At 35.4% G+C, this 18,049-nt stretch carries 18 protein-coding genes; 5 read left to right on the top strand and 13 right to left on the bottom strand.

Going from position 1 to position 18,049, the window contains the following annotated elements; genetic code table 11:
- Positions 1 to 19: 19 nt before the first annotated feature.
- From MYP_RS14790 to MYP_RS14765, 6 genes are all read right to left on the bottom strand, one after another.
- Positions 20 to 2,383, bottom strand: a complete 2,364-nt coding sequence (locus MYP_RS14790; RefSeq protein ID WP_197060089.1) for a glycoside hydrolase family 3 N-terminal domain-containing protein — start codon at positions 2,381 to 2,383, stop codon at positions 20 to 22.
- Between the two features lie 234 nt (positions 2,384 to 2,617).
- Positions 2,618 to 3,187, bottom strand: coding sequence for a DUF4256 domain-containing protein (locus MYP_RS14785; RefSeq protein WP_045464866.1), 570 nt, complete (start codon positions 3,185 to 3,187; stop codon positions 2,618 to 2,620).
- A gap of 55 nt (positions 3,188 to 3,242) precedes the next feature.
- Complete coding sequence (locus tag MYP_RS14780; protein ID WP_045464864.1) at positions 3,243 to 3,821, bottom strand: YdeI/OmpD-associated family protein; 579 nt, start codon at positions 3,819 to 3,821, stop codon at positions 3,243 to 3,245.
- 7 nt (positions 3,822 to 3,828) lie between these two features.
- On the bottom strand, positions 3,829 to 4,212 hold the full coding sequence (locus MYP_RS14775) for a DoxX family protein (protein WP_045464863.1): 384 nt from the start codon (positions 4,210 to 4,212) through the stop codon (positions 3,829 to 3,831).
- 12 nt (positions 4,213 to 4,224) lie between these two features.
- Complete coding sequence (locus MYP_RS14770; RefSeq protein ID WP_045464861.1) at positions 4,225 to 4,689, bottom strand: SRPBCC domain-containing protein; 465 nt, start codon at positions 4,687 to 4,689, stop codon at positions 4,225 to 4,227.
- A 9-nt stretch (positions 4,690 to 4,698) separates the two neighbouring features.
- Positions 4,699 to 5,022, bottom strand: coding sequence for an ArsR/SmtB family transcription factor (locus tag MYP_RS14765; protein WP_045464859.1), 324 nt, complete (start codon positions 5,020 to 5,022; stop codon positions 4,699 to 4,701).
- A 284-nt stretch (positions 5,023 to 5,306) separates the two neighbouring features.
- Here MYP_RS14765 and MYP_RS14760 point away from each other — a divergent pair, with 284 nt between their 5' ends.
- Positions 5,307 to 6,884 (top strand): Na+/H+ antiporter, encoded by a 1,578-nt coding sequence (locus tag MYP_RS14760; RefSeq protein WP_045464856.1) that lies wholly within the window; start codon positions 5,307 to 5,309, stop codon positions 6,882 to 6,884.
- Between the two features lie 100 nt (positions 6,885 to 6,984).
- Here MYP_RS14760 and MYP_RS25165 read toward each other — a convergent pair whose 3' ends face one another.
- On the bottom strand, positions 6,985 to 9,069 hold the full coding sequence (locus MYP_RS25165; RefSeq protein WP_052430230.1) for a sensor histidine kinase: 2,085 nt from the start codon (positions 9,067 to 9,069) through the stop codon (positions 6,985 to 6,987).
- A gap of 491 nt (positions 9,070 to 9,560) precedes the next feature.
- On the opposite strand from MYP_RS25165, the gene MYP_RS14750 reads away from it, so the two are divergent.
- Complete coding sequence (locus tag MYP_RS14750; RefSeq protein WP_045464854.1) at positions 9,561 to 10,139, top strand: hypothetical protein; 579 nt, start codon at positions 9,561 to 9,563, stop codon at positions 10,137 to 10,139.
- A gap of 132 nt (positions 10,140 to 10,271) precedes the next feature.
- On the opposite strand, the gene MYP_RS14745 is transcribed toward MYP_RS14750, so the two are convergent.
- The 4 genes from MYP_RS14745 to MYP_RS26125 form a co-directional block, all read right to left on the bottom strand.
- Entirely contained in the window at positions 10,272 to 11,114 is an 843-nt protein-coding gene (locus tag MYP_RS14745) for a C45 family autoproteolytic acyltransferase/hydolase (protein ID WP_045464852.1), read from the bottom strand.
- A 102-nt stretch (positions 11,115 to 11,216) separates the two neighbouring features.
- Positions 11,217 to 11,411 carry a cold-shock protein gene (locus MYP_RS14740; RefSeq protein WP_028980522.1) on the bottom strand — a complete coding sequence of 65 codons (195 nt, stop codon included), beginning with the start codon at positions 11,409 to 11,411 and terminating at the stop codon, positions 11,217 to 11,219.
- Positions 11,412 to 11,598: 187 nt separating this feature from the next.
- Complete coding sequence (locus tag MYP_RS14735) at positions 11,599 to 11,877, bottom strand: RNA recognition motif domain-containing protein (RefSeq protein WP_045464849.1); 279 nt, start codon at positions 11,875 to 11,877, stop codon at positions 11,599 to 11,601.
- 190 nt (positions 11,878 to 12,067) lie between these two features.
- Positions 12,068 to 13,765, bottom strand: coding sequence for an NlpC/P60 family protein (locus tag MYP_RS26125; protein ID WP_156140650.1), 1,698 nt, complete (start codon positions 13,763 to 13,765; stop codon positions 12,068 to 12,070).
- Positions 13,766 to 13,922: 157 nt separating this feature from the next.
- On the opposite strand from MYP_RS26125, the gene MYP_RS14720 reads away from it, so the two are divergent.
- Together MYP_RS14720 and MYP_RS14715 are read left to right on the top strand one after the other, a co-directional pair.
- A complete protein-coding gene (locus MYP_RS14720; protein WP_045464848.1) occupies positions 13,923 to 14,261 on the top strand; it encodes a DUF2185 domain-containing protein in 339 nt (112 codons plus the stop codon).
- A gap of 394 nt (positions 14,262 to 14,655) precedes the next feature.
- The gene (locus MYP_RS14715) at positions 14,656 to 15,897 is read left to right on the top strand and encodes an Hsp70 family protein (RefSeq protein ID WP_045464846.1); all 1,242 of its coding nucleotides are present in this window, start codon (positions 14,656 to 14,658) and stop codon (positions 15,895 to 15,897) included.
- A gap of 240 nt (positions 15,898 to 16,137) precedes the next feature.
- Here the strand turns inward: MYP_RS14715 and MYP_RS14710 are convergent, their stop codons facing one another.
- Together MYP_RS14710 and MYP_RS14705 are read right to left on the bottom strand one after the other, a co-directional pair.
- A complete protein-coding gene (locus MYP_RS14710) occupies positions 16,138 to 16,587 on the bottom strand; it encodes a GNAT family N-acetyltransferase (protein WP_045464844.1) in 450 nt (149 codons plus the stop codon).
- Positions 16,572 to 17,474 (bottom strand): LysR family transcriptional regulator, encoded by a 903-nt coding sequence (locus MYP_RS14705; RefSeq protein WP_045464842.1) that lies wholly within the window; start codon positions 17,472 to 17,474, stop codon positions 16,572 to 16,574. Before MYP_RS14705 ends, MYP_RS14710 begins: the two co-directional genes overlap by 16 nt.
- 145 nt (positions 17,475 to 17,619) lie before the next feature.
- Between MYP_RS14705 and MYP_RS14700 the strand changes: the two genes are divergently transcribed.
- Positions 17,620 to 18,015 carry a rhodanese-like domain-containing protein gene (locus MYP_RS14700; RefSeq protein ID WP_045464840.1) on the top strand — a complete coding sequence of 132 codons (396 nt, stop codon included), beginning with the start codon at positions 17,620 to 17,622 and terminating at the stop codon, positions 18,013 to 18,015.
- The last annotated feature ends 34 nt before the right edge of the window (positions 18,016 to 18,049 follow it).

The following is an 18,049-nucleotide window of genomic DNA, read 5'->3' as shown; positions in this document are numbered from 1 at the left end:
TTTTAAAGCATTCAGGAAGTTACCTTACCTCGAGTTCAACACTTTTTAAGTCTGTAGAATTTCCACCTGTCATAAGTGTAAACTTCCCCGGCTCTATACCATAATTCATTCTGATATCATAGAATGATAATAAAGGTGGATCTATTATAAATGAAACTGTCTTGGTTTCTCCTGGATTCAGTGTCACTCGTTTAAAACCTTTAAGTTCCTTAACGGGTCTTGTTACAGAAGCAACCTGATCTCTGATATACAATTGTACAACTTCTTCTGCCTGCATATGCCCTTTATTGGTAACATCCACAGTTAGAGTCACTGAACCAGAACTATTTATGATTGGCTTACTTAATTTAGGACTGCTATACTCAAAGGATACATAACTTAATCCATGACCAAAAGCATATACAGGTTCATTATCTGAAAAGGCGTAATCAAATGCTCGGGACATGGACTTTCTACTATAATATACAGGTATATGTCCAGCAGACCTAGGAAGGGAAACAGTGAGTTTACCCGAAGGAGCAATATCACCGAATAATATTGAAGCAGCAGCATTACCTGTCTCCTGTCCCATATACCATCCTTCAAGAATAGCTTTTACTCCTTCATTTTCTTTAAGATGACCGATTGCCAATGGTCGTCCTCCCATGAGATATATGATTACCGGCTTCCCTGTTGCTACAATAGTATTGATAAGTTCATTTTGAGAACCTAAAAGATCTAAAGAACTTCTATCCCCTTCGTGCCCTTTCATCCATGCTTCCCGGCAAGTAGTCTCATTATCACCCACAACAAGGATGACGACGTCAGAACCCAAAGCTACCTTTCGTGCTTCTTCAATAAGAGGTTTATTCTGCTCTGGTGTTGCAAGCTTAATATCCAACGCATACTTCCAGTTATAAAAAGAATTCTTTTTATGATTTTGAGTAATCTCACAGCCTTTAGCATAAATCACTTCAGCACTATTTCCAGCTCTTTTTTTAATTCCATCCAGAATAGAAACATTATAATAAGGAGTCCCGCTATACCCGCCGAGATACGCAAAATCTGCATTCGGACCTATTACTGCTATCTTCTTATATTTATTGGTAGAAAGCGGCAACACGTTATCTTTATTCTTCAATAATATAATTGATTTCTGGGCAGCCTTCAATGCAAGCTTTTGAGACGTGGCTTTCTTAGCCTCCGCAATTGCATCGGATACTTTAACATAAGGATTTTCAAAAAGTCCAAGGTTAAACTTCAGAATAAGGATTTGTTTGACATAGGAGTCTATCAAAGAAATGTCTAATTTATTCTCTTTAATCAATTCTGGTATTGTATGATATGAATCCGGAAGAGGAAGCTCGATCTGCACTCCCGCTTTTAATGCAAGTAACGCTGCTTCTTTAGACCCTTCAGCAACTTTATGATCAGCATGTAACTGGCGTATCCCTTCATAATCAGAAACGATTAATCCTTTAAAAACTAACTCCTTTCTTAACACTTCCTGTAATAACCAGGCATTGGAGTGTGATGGGACTCCGTCAATTTCATTGTATGATGCCATCACTGCTGCTGGTTTTGCCTGTTCTATTACATATTGAAACGGGTAAATATGAATTTCCCGGAGATCCCTCATGCTGATGTTTCCAGAATTTCTGTTTAAACCTCCTTCAGGACTACCATGCGCTGTAAAATGCTTAAGTGTAGCCAAGACATGATATTGATCAATTACTCCTGTGCTCCCCCCTTGCAAACCTCTTACCTGAGCTGCTCCAAGACGACTATTCAGAAATGGATCCTCACCGTAAAACTCTTCTATTCTTCCGAACCTAGGATCTCTCCCAACATCCAATATAGGTGTGAGTGCCTGATGCCCACCTCGTGCGCGCATTTCACGAGCAGTGACATCATATACATCTTCAAATAATTTTTCATCCCAGGAAGACGCAAGTCCTATTGTCATGGGAAACACAGTAGCTTCTGGCTTCATCAGGCCATGACAACCTTCGTCGTGGAAAATTGCAGGAATCCCTAGACGTGTTTTAGTCAGAAGAAATTTCTGAGCAGCATTTTTCCACTTCACATCTTTTTCAATTGGCAAATTCATCGGACCAATTTCACCAATCCCATATCTGAAAATCTCCTGAAATATTTTTTCATTGAATGTACTGTCTCCCGTAAGTACTTTTGTTCCATCAATATCCCAAAAGCCAATAAGCTGGACTGTTTTTTCTTCAATGGTCATTCGGGAAAGCAGATCGGCTGCTCTCTCCTCTGCTGGTAATAAGGAATTTTTGTAAAGGGGTTTTTCTTCTGATTTATAAACCCATGCTGAACAAAGAAAAATACACAAAAAGCATAGAATCATCTTAAAAAAGACTTTACTTTTAATACTTAACATTTTCTGATTTATAAGAATTGATAAAAGTGACATTGGTGATTAAAGATATAAAATACAATCTTTTAAGCCAAAAAGAGAATTTTTAAACAAGGAGTAAAAATGAATACGAAAAGCCAGTTATATTAAACTAACTGGCTTTTGTTTTGAATGATTAGATAACTGAGATATTATCTGGTTGGAGTCTTAGCTAAGATTAACTCTGATCCTTATTTTTTCTATCAATTTCAATTTTAACTAAACTCTCAGAGAACCTCTGAATCCTCTGGCTGCATAGTAAGACTCCGCGCCATTATGATACATAAAAACAGTATTATAGCGTCTATCACAAAAGATTGCACCACCTAATTTTCTTATATCTGAAGGAGTTTTCACCCAGCTGGAAGTTTTAGTATCAAAGTTACCAAGTTTCTGAAGGTGCCTGTATTCCTCTTCTGTCAGAATCTCAATACCCATGTCAAATGCCATCTGAATTGCACTGTCATTCGGTTTATGTTCTTTCCTTGCTTCCAGTGCTTCGTGATCATAACATATACTTCTTCTGCCTTTAGGGCTTTCTGCTGAACAATCAATAAAAATAAATTCACCAGTCTTTTTATCGAATCCAACCACATCAGGTTCACCTCCTGTTTTTTCCATTTCATTGAGGGACCATAGTTTTTCTGCGCCAGCTGCAGCAATAAGTTTATTATGTACAGTAGCCCAATCTATGCCTTTATGGCGATTCATGTTTTTTTCAAAACGCACTTTTAATGTACTGAGCAACTCTTCACTTTCTTTTGCTGACAATTTCTTTTTATTAGCCATAATTCTATCCTCTTATTTACCTACAAAAATTAAAAACAGTCACAATTTAATTATACTAATCAGTTAACCCCTTTCCATCGAGTATTTGTTGAATACATTTTTCAACTCTTGATTCACGTGTCTTGGCTTGCTTGGGTTGAGAAAAATAAAACAAATATGCCCTTTGTCGCCCAGGAGTCAATGCTTCAAATGCAGTTTTTAAAGGCTTCATTTTATCCAGTTTCTTTTGGAACTCTTCAGGTATAGAATAATCAGAGGTCTTTTTCAATGCTACTTTCAAACCAGCTTTTTCAATTTCAGCAGCTTCGTAAATATAAGACTTCAATGCCTTTTCCAACTTCAATATTTCTTTAATATTAGAAAACCGAACCTGCCTTGCAGCCTGAACATTTGCTGTTTGTTGGATCAGAATGCCTTTGTTATCCTTTAAGAGTGCGCCTTTAAAAAACAAAAGTGCACAATAGTCTTTAAATACATGTATTAAAACAATGTTTCTTTTCTCAGAAACATAACAAGGAGAACCCCACTTCAATTCTTCAGAAAGCCCGCAGCCAAGAACAATCTTCCTCAATTGCCCGATTTCTTCCTGCCATTTTTGGGCTTTATCAAAATAAAAGTCAACCTTGGGATTCATATAATTATTATTGAATTGATGAAATTAATCTTCTTTCAGCAGGTCTGAAATACCAAGATACTACAATCAAAATAATTAGTAACACAGGTCCGATACTTTCCTTTGCAGGGTCTCCAACAGCGATGTGTGTATATAACGCTCCAGACATGCAAAAGAAAAAGCCTGCATATGCCCATTCTTTTAGCAATGGAAACCTTGGAATCAGCACTGCAATCACGCCTAAAATTTTCCAAAAACCAATAATAGCTGGGAAATAGGATGGATAACCTAAACGCACGACACCGTCTACTGCGTCTTTCACCTGAAATAATTGTGCAATTCCGCCAGAAAGCATTCCAAGGGACATCCAAAGGGTAGCAACCCAATAAATAATTTTATTTCTCTTTGTCATAAGATGTTTATGTTACTTTAATTTATTTCCAATTTCTTGTAATCTGTTATGTGCCATATTGATTCCTTGAGCAAATGGTAACTGAAGTATCTGATCTCTTATGGTTACGGACCTGTATATTACGTGCATGGTAAGTTTGCTCCTATCGTCACCAAGCTTCTCAAATTCTAAGAACTCAAGCTGCGGGCCAAAAGGTGCACTCTCCATTTCGAATGTTCTTGTAATTTTCTCATTCGGAATAAATTCATGAATGACTCCATTAAATCCGTATTTATTCCCTTTGGGATCGAGCGTTTCAAATTGCCAACTTCCGTGCTTTTTATTCTCCAGTTTTAATACCTTCGTTCCCATCCATTGCTCTACTATTTCAGGTTCAACGTATGCTCTGAAAAGTAATTCCAATGGCAATTCAAACTCCCTTGTAATCTCAATCTCTTGTTTGCCATCCATGGCATTGATCTTTGTTTTTAACTCCATACGGCTTTATTATTCTTTTGACTTGTATTTTTTCATAATAGCTTCCAATTTATTAAACCTGTCATCCCACATCTTACGGAATGGTTCAATGAAGTCTGCAATCTCTTTCATTTTGGTAGGGTTTAAATGATAGTGCATCTCACGGCCATTTTGCTCCTGCTTAAGCAATTCGCATTCAGTAAGTATTTGCAGATGTTTCGAAACAGTTGGTCTGGCAGTGTCAAAGTTGGCTGCTATTGCTCCTGCGGTCATGGATTGGGAAGCAACCAACAGAAGTATTGCTCGTCTTGTTGGGTCGGCTATAGCCTGAAACACATCTCGTCTTAAATTCATTATGTAGCTATTTGACTACAAATATATATGTAGCTACTTGACTACGCAAATATTTCTTTAAAATTTTTATATAAAATCTCCTGGTCTTTCTATCTATTTAATAATTACCAAGTTGTATATATATTCCTTTTAATCTTAATGAATAATAATTTACTTATATGAGGACACTAAGACAACATGATCCAAAAACTTAACAAGTATAGGATAAGACTTATTTTCATACCAGTGAAATTTAAACTACAAACCATCTAAAAAAACGAAACTATTCCCCAAATAAAGTAGATATGCTGAACCTTTTTCCGTTTTATTTAGCCCTTATCGTTTTTATAGTCCTGTTGATAATGCTGAGCAATAAAATTAAAGTTGCATACCCTGTATTATTAGTTCTAGGTGGATTGACGATTAGTTTTATTCCATTTATTCCCGCTATGAAAATAGACCCTGAATTGATTTTCATAATTTTCTTACCTCCACTAATATATGAAGCAGCTTGGACAAATTCCTGGAAGGAACTTTGGCATTGGAGAAGAATTATAGGAAGTTTTGCTTTTATTGTTGTCTTCCTCACTGCCATTGCTATAGCTTTCTTTGCAAATGCTATCATTCCCGGATTTTCACTTGCATTAGGTTTTTTGTTGGGCGGCATCGTGTCTCCTCCGGATGCTGTAAGCGCAAGTGCAATTTTAAAATTTGTAAAAGCACCTAAAAGAATGTCTACTATCCTGGAAGGTGAAAGTTTGTTAAATGATGCATCCTCACTTATTATATTTCGTTTCGCAATGGTAGTAGTTGCAACCGGGCAATTTGTCTGGTATCAAGCTGCACTGAATTTTTTCTGGATGGTCATTGGAGGAATCGTTATCGGTTTAATCGTTGGTATACTATTTTTGAAAGCCCACAAATGGCTTCCTACTGACGTTAACATGGATATCATTCTTACGCTCGTAACACCTTATGCAATGTACATCTTAGCTGAAGGTGTCCATGCATCCGGGGTACTGGCAGTAGTCAGCGGAGGATTGTATTTATCTAATTTCAGACATCAATTTCTGACAGGATCATCTCGACTGAGTGGGGAGAATGTATGGCAAAGTCTTATATTCTTATTGAATGGATTGGTCTTTTTGTTGATTGGTCTGGACCTTCCTGAAATTATTTCAGGATTACAAAAAGAGGGTTTTAGCTTTTATAGTGCAACTTCATATGGATTGTTCATTACTTTGGCACTCATCATTGGAAGAATACTTGCTGCATATGGAGCTTTAGTTGTGACTTTGATTGCAAGTCATTTTATTAAAGTTGCTGAAAGTAATCCAGGCTTAAAAGCTCCTCTTTTACTGGGTTGGACAGGAATGCGTGGAGTGGTTTCTCTGGCAGCTGCTCTTTCTATTCCGGTAACCCTTGCAAATGGAGTGCCTTTCCCTCATCGTAATCTGATATTGTACATCACGTTTATCGTGATTCTTGTAACCTTGATGTTACAAGGATTAACACTTCCTATTCTCATTAAAAAAATAAAATTACCTGTCTTCAAGGATCATCTTCCCGAAGAAGAAACCCAAAGGATAATTCGGGAAGCATTGGCAAAAGAATCTTTGAAATACCTTACAGAAAATTATAAGGCAGAATTAGAACATAGTTTACACCTGCAAAAGCTATTCAGCAAATGGGAAAATCAATTAAACTCGGATGAAAATTCTGAAATGTCTTTAAGAAATAAAACTATATATGGTAATATTCTTGAAAAACAGCGCCGGTTACTTTTACACTTGAATAAAAAGGAAAAGCATATCGATGAAGATATCATTAGAAAATTTCTGCATCAGATAGATCTGGAAGAAGAAAGACTAAAGCTTGAATAAGTTTTATGATTATATATCTACCATGTATGACTTTTTTGAAAATCTGATTATGCCCAGTTAAATTCATATCATTCATCATACCTGATTACCGGAAAAATCCTTAATTCAATTTTGCAGTAGCCTTTAATTCATTTTTTATAAGGTTAGGCAAATAAACAAAAAAAGTTGTCCCTTTACCTGCTTCACTCTTAAGATCAATGGTTCCGTTCACCTTCTCAACTGCATTTTTTACAAGGTAAAGTCCAAGACCACTCCCTTTAGAATAGTCTGTAGCTCTGAAAAACATGTCAAATACTTTTGCCTGAAACTCTCGTTCTATACCAATTCCATTATCTTCAAAAGTAATTAATATTCCTTTTTTATGATCTGCAATAGTGATTCTTATAAATGAATCCTCCTGATTCTTTGAATATTTTAAAGCATTTTCAAGAAGATTTAGAAATATCGTATTAAGATATCTGTAATCGCTGAATAATTCATTAACAGCATAAGTATCAATGGCAATATCTATCTTCTGCATGTAATCAGTTTTCTGAAGTATTACCAATGCATTCTTTATAAGAATTTCAGGCTCGATAAGAGTAAGATCAACCTGTCCTTCTTTTATTTTAGTAAGTTCAATAAGATTATATATAATTTCATTAAGCCTGATAAGCGTTGAATCTATCTGAGAGAAATATTCAACTGCAAGCGGATCTTTAATCTCCAATCTGGCTGTAGAACATAAGCCTTTAAGTGAAGCAACAGGACCTTTGAGATCGTGTGATACCTTATAACAGAACGTATCTAATTCCTGATTTTTATACAATAACTCTGACTCTGCCTTCTTTCTCTCAGAGATATCCTGAACTACCCAGATCTGATATTCAGGTATTCCATATTTATCAAACTTCATAGAACAAGTTAAATATACCCAGATCATCTTACCAGAACGATGCTTAATCTGTTGCTCAAGCGTTATGTACTCCGCAGCATTGAGCAACAGCTTGCCATACTGCTCTCCATTCATCTCTATAGTATCTCTTATGAATTTTCTGGAAGCATTAAGATGGAGTAGTTCCTCTGAACTAAAATCTAATATTTCGCAAAGCTTTTTGTTTACTCTTAATATTGTCCCGTTAAAATCTATATGCGCAATACCCACAGCAGCTTGTTCAAAAGTAGATCTGAAATCAAGTTCACTTTTCAGTAAGGCGACATTTTGTCTTTCTATTTTCTTGGAATATTCCTTAATCTCCTTCATACCATCCTGTATAGTTGTAACCATAGAAATAAATCTCCTGCTTAAAATTCCTACTTCATCTTTATCTGAAAATTTAATATCCCTGAAACCATCAGTAAAATTGCTTTTAACCACACGCTCAAGCTCTGTTGTTAAAGTTCTGATTGGCCTAGTGAGCATTGAAGAAAAGAAAAAACTTAAGCCCAGTGAAATCAGGATGCAGATGAATAGTATCCCAAACAACATTTTCTTTAAATCATCTTTCAGACTTTCGTTGAACACAACAGTCTCATTCTCTATGCCAGTCATGAGCTCTCTTATTTTTTGATTATGCACTATAAGCCTACCCAACAACCCCGCTTCATTGCTATAACCTATTGAACGTTCGACTAACACTACATCTTTAAATGTCTTCAAGTAATCATCCAATGCAAGACTGACATTTTCCTCAATGCCCAGGGGAATTTCTTTAATCTTCATTACACCCTTTTTCGATTCACTGATCAGGTATTCATTATTAAATACATATAATGAATCTTTAGAAATAAAATAATCTTTTTCATTTTGCATGAGGCTTTCAAATATTTCTGCACCAATGAAAGATCTGTATTTTTGCAAAGTTTCCTTTCTTTTCCTCAACTCTCCTTCCAGCCCGTAGATGTGGGTCCCTCTTTTTTCAATCATTTTTACCAGAACTCCAAATGTTCTTTGATAATCTTCGATCTCACGCACTACTTCTTTTAACTGAAGTTTCATTGATTCATTTTCTTTAAGAAGAAATTCGTTTAATAGACTTTCTATTGTGAAGTGTATTTCTTCAATAAGTTGCCTATGCTTTCTTATATATGCACTAGTATGAGTAAAATGGTAGGTCGGCTTTTTTGAATCATAATGGACGAAATCCTGCTCTACAGCATTCAGAGAAAACACTTTGTATGAAACATTATGTATTCTGTGAATCATCCTAAAACTCAGCTCACGCTGGTTCAGAAAGTATATAAAACAACAACCCATCGATATTATTATCCCGACAAAAATGCTATACACAATGAAAAGCCTGAGCTTAATTCTACTAAACATGTTACTCCAAATATTTCGAGGCAAGTACGAAAGAAGGAGAATGGCCAACCAAAAAGTTATATTAAGTTTTTATTACCATTCTGTTAAAAAACTACAACACTCTAAAACGTTGTGAGGTATTTTAAATTAATACTAACAAGTCACCAATTTTGAATAATAGTAAACATTTAATAAAAAATTTGCTTATTTGAAGAATATTTTATTTGTTTACCTATAATTCAACACTTTATAATTTCTCCCGAAATATAAATTTCATATTAAGCCGGTCGCAGAGAAATTCGGGAGATATAACTCAGGGAAATCCCGCAAATTCCTGAATTATGCAACAATGTTTGTTACCGAATCGTACAAAAAACTATAAAATCTAAAGGCTTATGAAAATTAATAGATTACTTCTTGTTGATTGTGATGCAAAAACAAACTGCCTTAACGAAAAAAAGATTGTTGATTCTGGCTTAGTAGATCAATTAAAAGTGACCTTAAACGGAGGTCATGCCCTACTTTATCTTAATCAAATCAGCCATAGAACAGTAGACTCAAAAACAGTTGTGGTCTTAAACATGAATACTCCTATTGCAGATGGTTTTGACTTTCTTGAAGGCTATAAATTTTCACATGACATTCACAAAGACAATGTTCTGATTGTAGTAATGCAGGACAATATAGATAAAGACACACAGGATAAAGTCAGAAGATATGGAGTAAATTACTTTATAAGCTCCAGCATTTGCCTTGAAACCTTAAACAATCATATTAACAGTTACTTTGAAAAAAATACTGAAAATAAAAAAGTAGTTTTCAGTCCTTCAGAGAATGTAAAAATAGAAAATCTTCCTAAACCAAATTTTGCAGAAGTTCAGCAAAATAAAAATCAGTCAAAATCCAAAAAGCAAAACAGAAAAGTACTTGTAAATATAGAATCGGTTAAAAGACCTGGTGCCGGAGCTGCGTGATAAAAGTTTTATCCATTAGCAATTGGTATAACATAATATATCGCCCGTAATATTATCGAAAACCATTTGCTGAACAGTTATATTCATCCTGACACCATCATCCATCAAGATGTCCATACATCTTTCCAAATTCTAAGGTATTGCGTCTTTTAAAAAGAATTCTGTTCTTTCATATCGTCCACATGAGGTCGCCTGAAGGACACTGATTGCGGATGTATTATTCTGAATTTTCTTGTAGTCATTGGTGACAATTATATAGCCAGAGTCTGATGCCCTGGTTGCAGACCTATTGGGCGTCCGTTCAATAACAACTTTTTCATCTGCTAAAATACCTGAAAGCAAAATCAGACAGTCACTGGCAATTTTAGTATTTTCAAGTTTTTGTTTCGCTTCCTGAAAAGTACTGGAAGAGGTTAAAATATCTCTTAATAAGAAAGAAATCGGAACTGCAATTTCAGGAGATTCTCCACTTAAAACGGCATTCAATGTAAGAGAAAACTTACCAGGACGTATACCTGACAAAGTCCCGATAAATCCTGGCCACCCAATGGTTTTAAAAAGGGTTTTCCCCTCCCGTTTAAAGTTTAAAATCAGAGAATGTTTTCCTAGTAGATTATTTTCTGTATGCCAATCCAGATTTCTTCCATGCATTACTGTTTGACCATTACTTACTGCAAAAGCAGTGCATCCAAAGTAAAATTTCAAAATATCATAATATAAGTTGGCTATCAGAACCTCGCTTGGGGAAAAATTTGAAATAGAAGCGATAAAATCAATTTCCTTCAGATACTCTTCTGAAATAATAGCATTTTTAAATAGCTCAATATTATCAAAAATAAAGTCAGCCCCCTCAAAATCGTTTAAGTAGCATTGAAGCAGATCATTTATAGCTTCTTTATAATCAATCAAGAAAGCCCACCGCTGATCAGGCAGCAAATCCAGATGAACAGTATGTTCTTGAAATAGACGATTCATAAAAACCTGATAGAATATCAAAAAAAGTGAATTTTAAATGAAAAAACATAAAAAAAGGCTGTATGATTCATACAGCCTTTTCAAAATAACAGGTACAAATATCTATTTTTCGATCTTCACGTTAACCGCGTTTGGACCTTTTTTTCCTTGACGAACCTCAAATGTTACTTTATCATTCTCACGAACTTGATCAGCTAAGCCACTTACGTGAACAAAGATTTCTTCTCCAGTTCCTTCTGTTTTAATAAACCCAAATCCTTTCGAGTTATTAAAAAATTTTACTACGCCTTTTTGCATTATTAAATTGTTAAATAAATTATTAAACTGATTGTGTTTTTAAAGTGGAATTTTACTTTTAGGACTGTGGATTTAATAATACATAAAGTGCTAAAAATACTAATTCGCTTTAATATTTTGGTAAATATAAAAAGATAATTGAGATATTGCTAATTTTCAATTATTAAATTCCATAAAATTTATTTACTTACCAGTTACTATTGCCGCTGTTCTTTTTTAAGGGGGCTTTAGGGCGTGCTTTATTAACGACTATCTTTCTTCCCTGCAGATTGAAATTATTTAATCCATTGATAGCCTTCATTGAATCCCGGTCATTTAACATTTCAATAAATGCCGTTCCCATAGAAACTCCTGAATATTTGTCTTTCATTAGTCTCACTTTTTGTACCTGGCCGAATCTTTGAAAAAGATCTCTGAGTTGTTCTTCGTTCACCTCAATATTGAGGTTTCCCACGTAAATATTCATTTATAAGTAAAATAGATTTAAATAAAAACTTATCCAATCACCGTTAATCTGTTCAACACCAAAGTTTGTTTGCGGAATTCAGGTGAGTATTTACCAGACGGTTATAAAATTTCAACTCCCAAAAATTGTAAAGGTTTAAAACACCTGCTGGTATAGTTATTTACCTTTAACGGATTTTTAAACGGAAAGATTACTCCCACCCGGTAATTTTTTTTAAATAAGGTACAATTTGTTGTGCCATACTTTCATGCGTATGCAAGCTAGGATGCCAATCTTCACCAAAAGGGGCTGATTGTGGTACCATAACAAAGGAATAGATATTTTTGTCGCCAGCCTCTTTAATAGAAGTAACTACAGATTCTACATACCTCTTCGATTTAGCATAAAGGAATGCATTGGGCGGCCAACTATCATTAAGACCATTGGAGGGAACACAAACAATTTTTGCTGCAGGAAATAATTCACGTACATTTTTCACAAATGCGGTATATTGATTCACAAATCCGGAAGAATCCAATTTGGAATTACCGGAAACTTCCTGATAAAAATCATTGGTTCCTAAATGAATAACTATCAAATCAGGAATATATCTTTCAAAATTCCATTTGGGAAGCTCCTGATCAGGAAACACTCTGTCATAAATCTTAGGCAAAGTTCCAGTGGTATCACCTTGAAAGTTTCTGTACATTCCCTTTCCTGAATAGGCCGTACACATGTACTGAGCATTAAGTCTTTGTGAGACCAGGTTTCCCCAGGCAGAATAATTATCTTCATTTGCACTGCTGAAGCCTGTATTCGGATTTCCTTCAGGAGGTGCAGGAATTATTAATGAATTTCCGTAACCACAAGTATAAGAGTCACCTATAAATTCTATTTTCCTTAAAGGCTTGTTTGCCGGCCTTACCAACTTGCCATTTCTACCAAGTACAAATCCAATAAACTCAGATTTACCTACAGAACTTTCTGTCCTCTTAAATATGGTAATTTCGTGAATTGTGTCCTTTAAATTTTTCTTTATTTGATAAATATGTACACCTGGTATACATTTCACTATTTCAGAAATCTGGCCATTAATCAGAACGGTATAATAATTAGCAGTTTTATCATCATTTCCACCAAAATCGTTGAGTTCGAAACCAATCGAATTTCCTATGAATTTTGCTGAAACAGTGACTCCCGGAAAAGTAAAACCAGGTTTTTTCTTATCTGATAAATCAATTCTGCCTGAATATTGAATATAGGGATGATCTGCGCTGACTTTTATTACAAAACTATCAGCAGCAACCGACTTATAAAAAGAAGCTTCGTCAACTTTTACACCTCCTAGTCTTGTTCCGAATAAAAATCTCTTCCCCCAATAACCATCATTGATGGATGAAATAATTACCCCTTGAGAATGTGAAGCATGAATGAATTTTTCTTCACCCAGATAGATCCCGGCATGAGTAATAAAATTCCTTGAATTGTAAGAATTGTAGAAAAAAACCAGATCTCCACTTTCAAGACTATCTTTTGATGGCACAATATCGCCATATCTTGCCTGTTCATGTGAAGAATGAGGGAGTAAAATTCCAAACTTTTTATGGGTTACACGGACTAAACCCGAACAATCTATACCTTTCTTGCTTGTCCCTCCCATTCTATGTGGAGTTCCCAGAAAACTGTTTGCTTCCTTTATTAATTCTTCAACTGAATAATCTCCTAATGATACTTGTTTCTCGGCTCCTCCCCTGAAAAAGGTTTTAAGCCCGTTTCTAATCCCTGGATTATTAAAACTGTTTATTAACTGCTCAACTTTACCGCCATCAGAAAATGAAAAGGAACAGCATAAGCAAAGTATTATTATTAAAGCAGGAGTTCGTTTATCAGACAGGAAAGAGAAATTCATTCAGTAATTTTTCTTCAATAGATTGTGATAGTTTTCAAAGATAAAGACAACTTTCCTATATTTATAAACACTTTAAGGTTAGAAGGACTTTTTTTTATAAAAAACCAAATAACCGCCACACTTTAAACTAATTACATTTAAATCTATATTTTACAAAATGAAAAAAAGCCTAAAAATCGATTCGGTAGATATTGTCCAGCTTATCCCCTCAATGGGCGGTTGTATTGCTTCCGATAAAATTACTGTGGAAGGTCTTCCGGTTGGATTTATGTATCGTGAAGAACCTGAAGAAGGCTGGGACAGCGGCTGGAGATTCTTGTCAGGAACTGAAACTGAAGACTATATAGATGATTCGGAGAACTCAGGAATATATGATGTGAATACTATTGCAAACTATGACCGTGCTATTATTCCCCATTTGAATCTCCCAAATGGAACGGAATTGGAAAGAATTGAAGGTACTGATGATTTTCAGCCGTTACCTCCGGAAGAATAAATACAGCAAGAGCTCGAGCAACAGCAAGAATTAGCGACACTTGTTGCTGTTGCTCACTCTGTTGCAACCTTTTTGAAGGTACTTTTTTTTCCACTTTTAGAAAATTCCATCCTTAAGATTCCCTTTGACCTGCTTAAATACAGCAAGAGTATGAGCAAGAGCAAGAATATTAGCACCTTATTACTGTTACTCAGACCGTTGCTACTTTTTTATTCCCCTCCGATGACCATTTTATTTATCCACTTTTAGAAAATTACCTGCTTAAGATTTCCTCCAGCCTGTTTATTTCAAGTATATTTGAAGCTTTTTCAAAAAATTAAAAATGAAATTATCAATCAATGAGGTCTTCATTCTGTTTGATATTCTTAATTGAAAAGTAACAAGTAGATTAAACATGGCAAATCATATTTACGGAATTGACTTTGGTACCAGTAATTCAGTTTTAGCAATAGCCAACAAGGATTCTAAGGAAATAAAACATGTAATAAGCGAGCAGTCCGTAATACATTTTACAGAATCATCTCAGATTTCAATAGGGAAAAAAGCCGTTGAACATTATATCCAGAATAACCTGAAAGGACGTCTGCTTAAATCTGTGAAAACTCTACTCCCTCAGGCATCATTTACATTCACATATATCTATGGCAAAAAATATACTGCTGAAGATCTTGTTTGCCTCCTTTTGAAATCTCTAAAAAAAGAAGCTGATGAATACCTGGGCGAAGAGGTAACTGAAGTCATCATGGGAAGACCTGTAGTTTTTTCAGAAGATCCTGAAAAAGATAAACTCGCGGAAAAAAGACTGCTTGCTGCAGCTAAAAAAGCAGGGTTTGAAAATATATGGTTCCAGTACGAACCGATAGGTGCAGGATTTTTATATGAACAAAGTATTGAGAAACCTGAAGTTGTCCTAATTGGGGACTTTGGTGGAGGTACCTCAGACTTTACACTTATGCGACTTGATCGCAATAATCTTAATCTCGCTGACAGAAAATCGCAAATCATCAATACCGGCGGTATACATATAGGAGGCGATGATTTTGATGCCTTAATTATGTGGCATAAAATGGTCTCTTACTTTGGATACGGACTTAAATACGAATCATTCGGAAAAATGCTGGATTTGCCGGTACATATCTACCGAAGTCTTTGCGAATGGGAGCAAATGGCATTTTTAAAAGAGGGTAAGCTGAGAAAATCTCTGGACAGCTACTATCTCTATACCCAGAGAAATCCGGCAATACAGAGGCTGATGACTTTTATCGATCAGAACCTGGGCTTCTCCCTGTTCCGTAAGATTGAAAAGGCTAAAATTGAGCTGTCTGAAAAATCTTTTGCCGATATTCAATTCAGTGAAGCTGGAATAGAAATTCAGGAGCACCTGGAGCTGAATGAATTTAATGAATTTGCTATTAAAGAAGTAAGCAAAATCGAAGCATTCTTATCCGAATTTATTGAGAAATCAGGCGTACCTCATAGTGAAATCAATAACATATTCTTAACAGGCGGAACCTCTTCCCTTCAGGCAGTAAGAAATATCTTCACCAATAAATTTTCAGATGAAAAGATACACCGTGGAGACAACTTTAACAGTGTGGCGCAAGGATTAGCTCTAAGTTATTTTTACAGAAATTAAAATGAACCTTCTCAACAATCAAAATCTCTGGAAAGCTCTCCTGTAGTGGCCAACAATAGGAGTTTCAAAATTTTTAGCGGATCGAACTGAAATTTTAGCAAATTTCATCACAGCCTTGATTATTATGGTTACTTTTCTTATCAAGGAGAAAAATGACAAAACTAAAATCATGAGACTTATTATAAACTAATCCCATCTTTATCTTAATGACGGGAATTAAAGCACTAATCTATAAATCAATTAAACTGTCATTGTAAACCTCACCTTATCCTTGCTCTGCCCTCCTATTCTTTTATAAAACTTAATTGCCTTTTCATTAAATACCGGTGTCTGCCATTGGACATTTATACACCCATTAGCTTTGGCAATTTCTTTTATACGTAAAATCATTGCCTCTCCTATTCCATATCCACGATAACATTCATCCAGATAAAGACAATCAAGATGCAAAAAAGAAGCAGCACTCCAGGTCGAATAATCAAAAGTAAAACTAGCATAACCGACTACATTCTCATCTGCTTCCACCACCAGACAATGTAGCTGTGGATTATCTCCAAACAATGCAACTTTCAACAACCTTTCTTTATCCTTAGCATCGTAAACTGCTTTCTCATGGGCAGCATGCTTCGCGCATAGTTCAATAAGAACAGGCAGATCTTTTTCCTCACAAAGCCTTATTCTATATTCCATACAACATGCAACTCCGTTTTCAGAAAATCTATAAAATGGGTAAAATAATCAGGTTGCTTTTTACCATTCAGTACAGCGATATAATGCTTTCTTTTCAATCCTGTCTTACCGATTTTTACCGCTTTTAAGGTTGAGGTTTTAAGATAAGGCTGAGCCGCCCACTTCGCCATAGACATCACACCCATATCTGCCTTTACCATTTCTACAGAAGCTTCAGTCAATGGAAGTGGTGTTATCTTCTTAGGCTTCACTTTGGCGGGTGCAAGAAAAAACTGATGAACAGAAACCGTTTCCAATGGAAGCGAATGAATGATCAGATGCTCGTTGACGAAATCTTCAGCTAGTACAAACTTCTTATCAGACCAGGGATGGTTCTCTGAAACCAGCATGACCAGCTCATCCTGAAAAAGCTCAATGTACTTAATATTTTCATCTCTAACAGCGTCGCTGATAATGGCGATATCCAATTCATTTGCAAGAAGCTTTTGTAAAGGATAATGTGTAGCTTCCATTACAATCTTAAGGTCGACATTAGGATACAATAGCTGAAACTGTTTCATAACCGAAGGCAGCCAGTGATATCCGGAATAACATTCTGTACTGATTCTTATCTCTCCTATTTCTCCGAAAACCATTTGTTTGATAGAATATTGAGTATCCGAAAGCTTATCAAGAATCTCGTTGGCTGCCTCATAAAGCTTTTCCCCGGCTTTGGTCAGAACAAGCTTTTTATTGCCCCTTAGAAATATCTTTGTTCCTAACTGGTATTCTGCTTCTTTAAGCTGATGACTTAAGGCTGACTGGGTAAGATGTAGTTTAAAAATGGCTTTGGAAATACTGCCTTCTTCTACAATAGCTTTAACAAGTTTCAAATGTCGGATCTCCATCTGTGATAATATTATATCTACAAATTACGGAAAAAATCAATTGATGAATTCATGAAAATAATTAATCAGACTGATGAATTCTTTTCGTTTTTAACAGATCATTCAACAATATAGATTTGCTTATACTTTTTAACCAAGCAAAACTATGAACGAACAGATGAAACACTATGCAAACAAACTGCAATTTGAAATGGATCCATCAGATTTGTTTGAAGCTTTAAAAAAGGGTGAAAATATAATCGTTATTGATGCAAGAAAGCCCACAGCTTTTGAAGCAGAACATATACCAGGGGCTATAAATATACCTCATCGGGAAATGAATGAAGAACAGACGCAGAAGCTTGATAAAAATTTTCTATATGTCACCTACTGTGATGGTATCGGATGTAATGCTTCTACCAAAGGGGCGTTCAATATGGCAAGGCAAGGCTTTAATGTAAAAGAATTAATAGGTGGTCTTGAATGGTGGAAAAAGGATGGCTACTCAACCCAAGGGACACAAAGTGAACCAAACGGATCTAAGGTAGAATGCTCCTGCTAATAAGCGCTCCCTAAATCCAACAAAAACTTAACCA

Origin of the sequence: Sporocytophaga myxococcoides (assembly GCF_000775915.1) — a bacterium.
GTDB lineage: Bacteria > Bacteroidota > Bacteroidia > Cytophagales > Cytophagaceae > Sporocytophaga > Sporocytophaga myxococcoides_A.
Note: the sequence above shows the minus strand (reverse complement) of the source record. Positions and strands in the feature narration are given on the sequence as shown.

Coding starts and splice junctions, on each gene's coding strand:
- MYP_RS14790 (WP_197060089.1), bottom strand. CDS start 2,383: ATGTTAAGTATTAAAAGTAAAGTCTTTTTTAAGATGATTCTATGCTTT.
- MYP_RS14785 (WP_045464866.1), bottom strand. CDS start 3,187: ATGGCTAATAAAAAGAAATTGTCAGCAAAAGAAAGTGAAGAGTTGCTC.
- MYP_RS14780 (WP_045464864.1), bottom strand. CDS start 3,821: ATGAATCCCAAGGTTGACTTTTATTTTGATAAAGCCCAAAAATGGCAG.
- MYP_RS14775 (WP_045464863.1), bottom strand. CDS start 4,212: ATGACAAAGAGAAATAAAATTATTTATTGGGTTGCTACCCTTTGGATG.
- MYP_RS14770 (WP_045464861.1), bottom strand. CDS start 4,689: ATGGAGTTAAAAACAAAGATCAATGCCATGGATGGCAAACAAGAGATT.
- MYP_RS14765 (WP_045464859.1), bottom strand. CDS start 5,022: ATGAATTTAAGACGAGATGTGTTTCAGGCTATAGCCGACCCAACAAGA.
- MYP_RS14760 (WP_045464856.1), top strand. CDS start 5,307: ATGCTGAACCTTTTTCCGTTTTATTTAGCCCTTATCGTTTTTATAGTC.
- MYP_RS25165 (WP_052430230.1), bottom strand. CDS start 9,069: ATGATTCACAGAATACATAATGTTTCATACAAAGTGTTTTCTCTGAAT.
- MYP_RS14750 (WP_045464854.1), top strand. CDS start 9,561: ATGAAAATTAATAGATTACTTCTTGTTGATTGTGATGCAAAAACAAAC.
- MYP_RS14745 (WP_045464852.1), bottom strand. CDS start 11,114: ATGAATCGTCTATTTCAAGAACATACTGTTCATCTGGATTTGCTGCCT.
- MYP_RS14740 (WP_028980522.1), bottom strand. CDS start 11,411: ATGCAAAAAGGCGTAGTAAAATTTTTTAATAACTCGAAAGGATTTGGG.
- MYP_RS14735 (WP_045464849.1), bottom strand. CDS start 11,877: ATGAATATTTACGTGGGAAACCTCAATATTGAGGTGAACGAAGAACAA.
- MYP_RS26125 (WP_156140650.1), bottom strand. CDS start 13,765: ATGAATTTCTCTTTCCTGTCTGATAAACGAACTCCTGCTTTAATAATA.
- MYP_RS14720 (WP_045464848.1), top strand. CDS start 13,923: ATGAAAAAAAGCCTAAAAATCGATTCGGTAGATATTGTCCAGCTTATC.
- MYP_RS14715 (WP_045464846.1), top strand. CDS start 14,656: ATGGCAAATCATATTTACGGAATTGACTTTGGTACCAGTAATTCAGTT.
- MYP_RS14710 (WP_045464844.1), bottom strand. CDS start 16,587: ATGGAATATAGAATAAGGCTTTGTGAGGAAAAAGATCTGCCTGTTCTT.
- MYP_RS14705 (WP_045464842.1), bottom strand. CDS start 17,474: ATGGAGATCCGACATTTGAAACTTGTTAAAGCTATTGTAGAAGAAGGC.
- MYP_RS14700 (WP_045464840.1), top strand. CDS start 17,620: ATGAACGAACAGATGAAACACTATGCAAACAAACTGCAATTTGAAATG.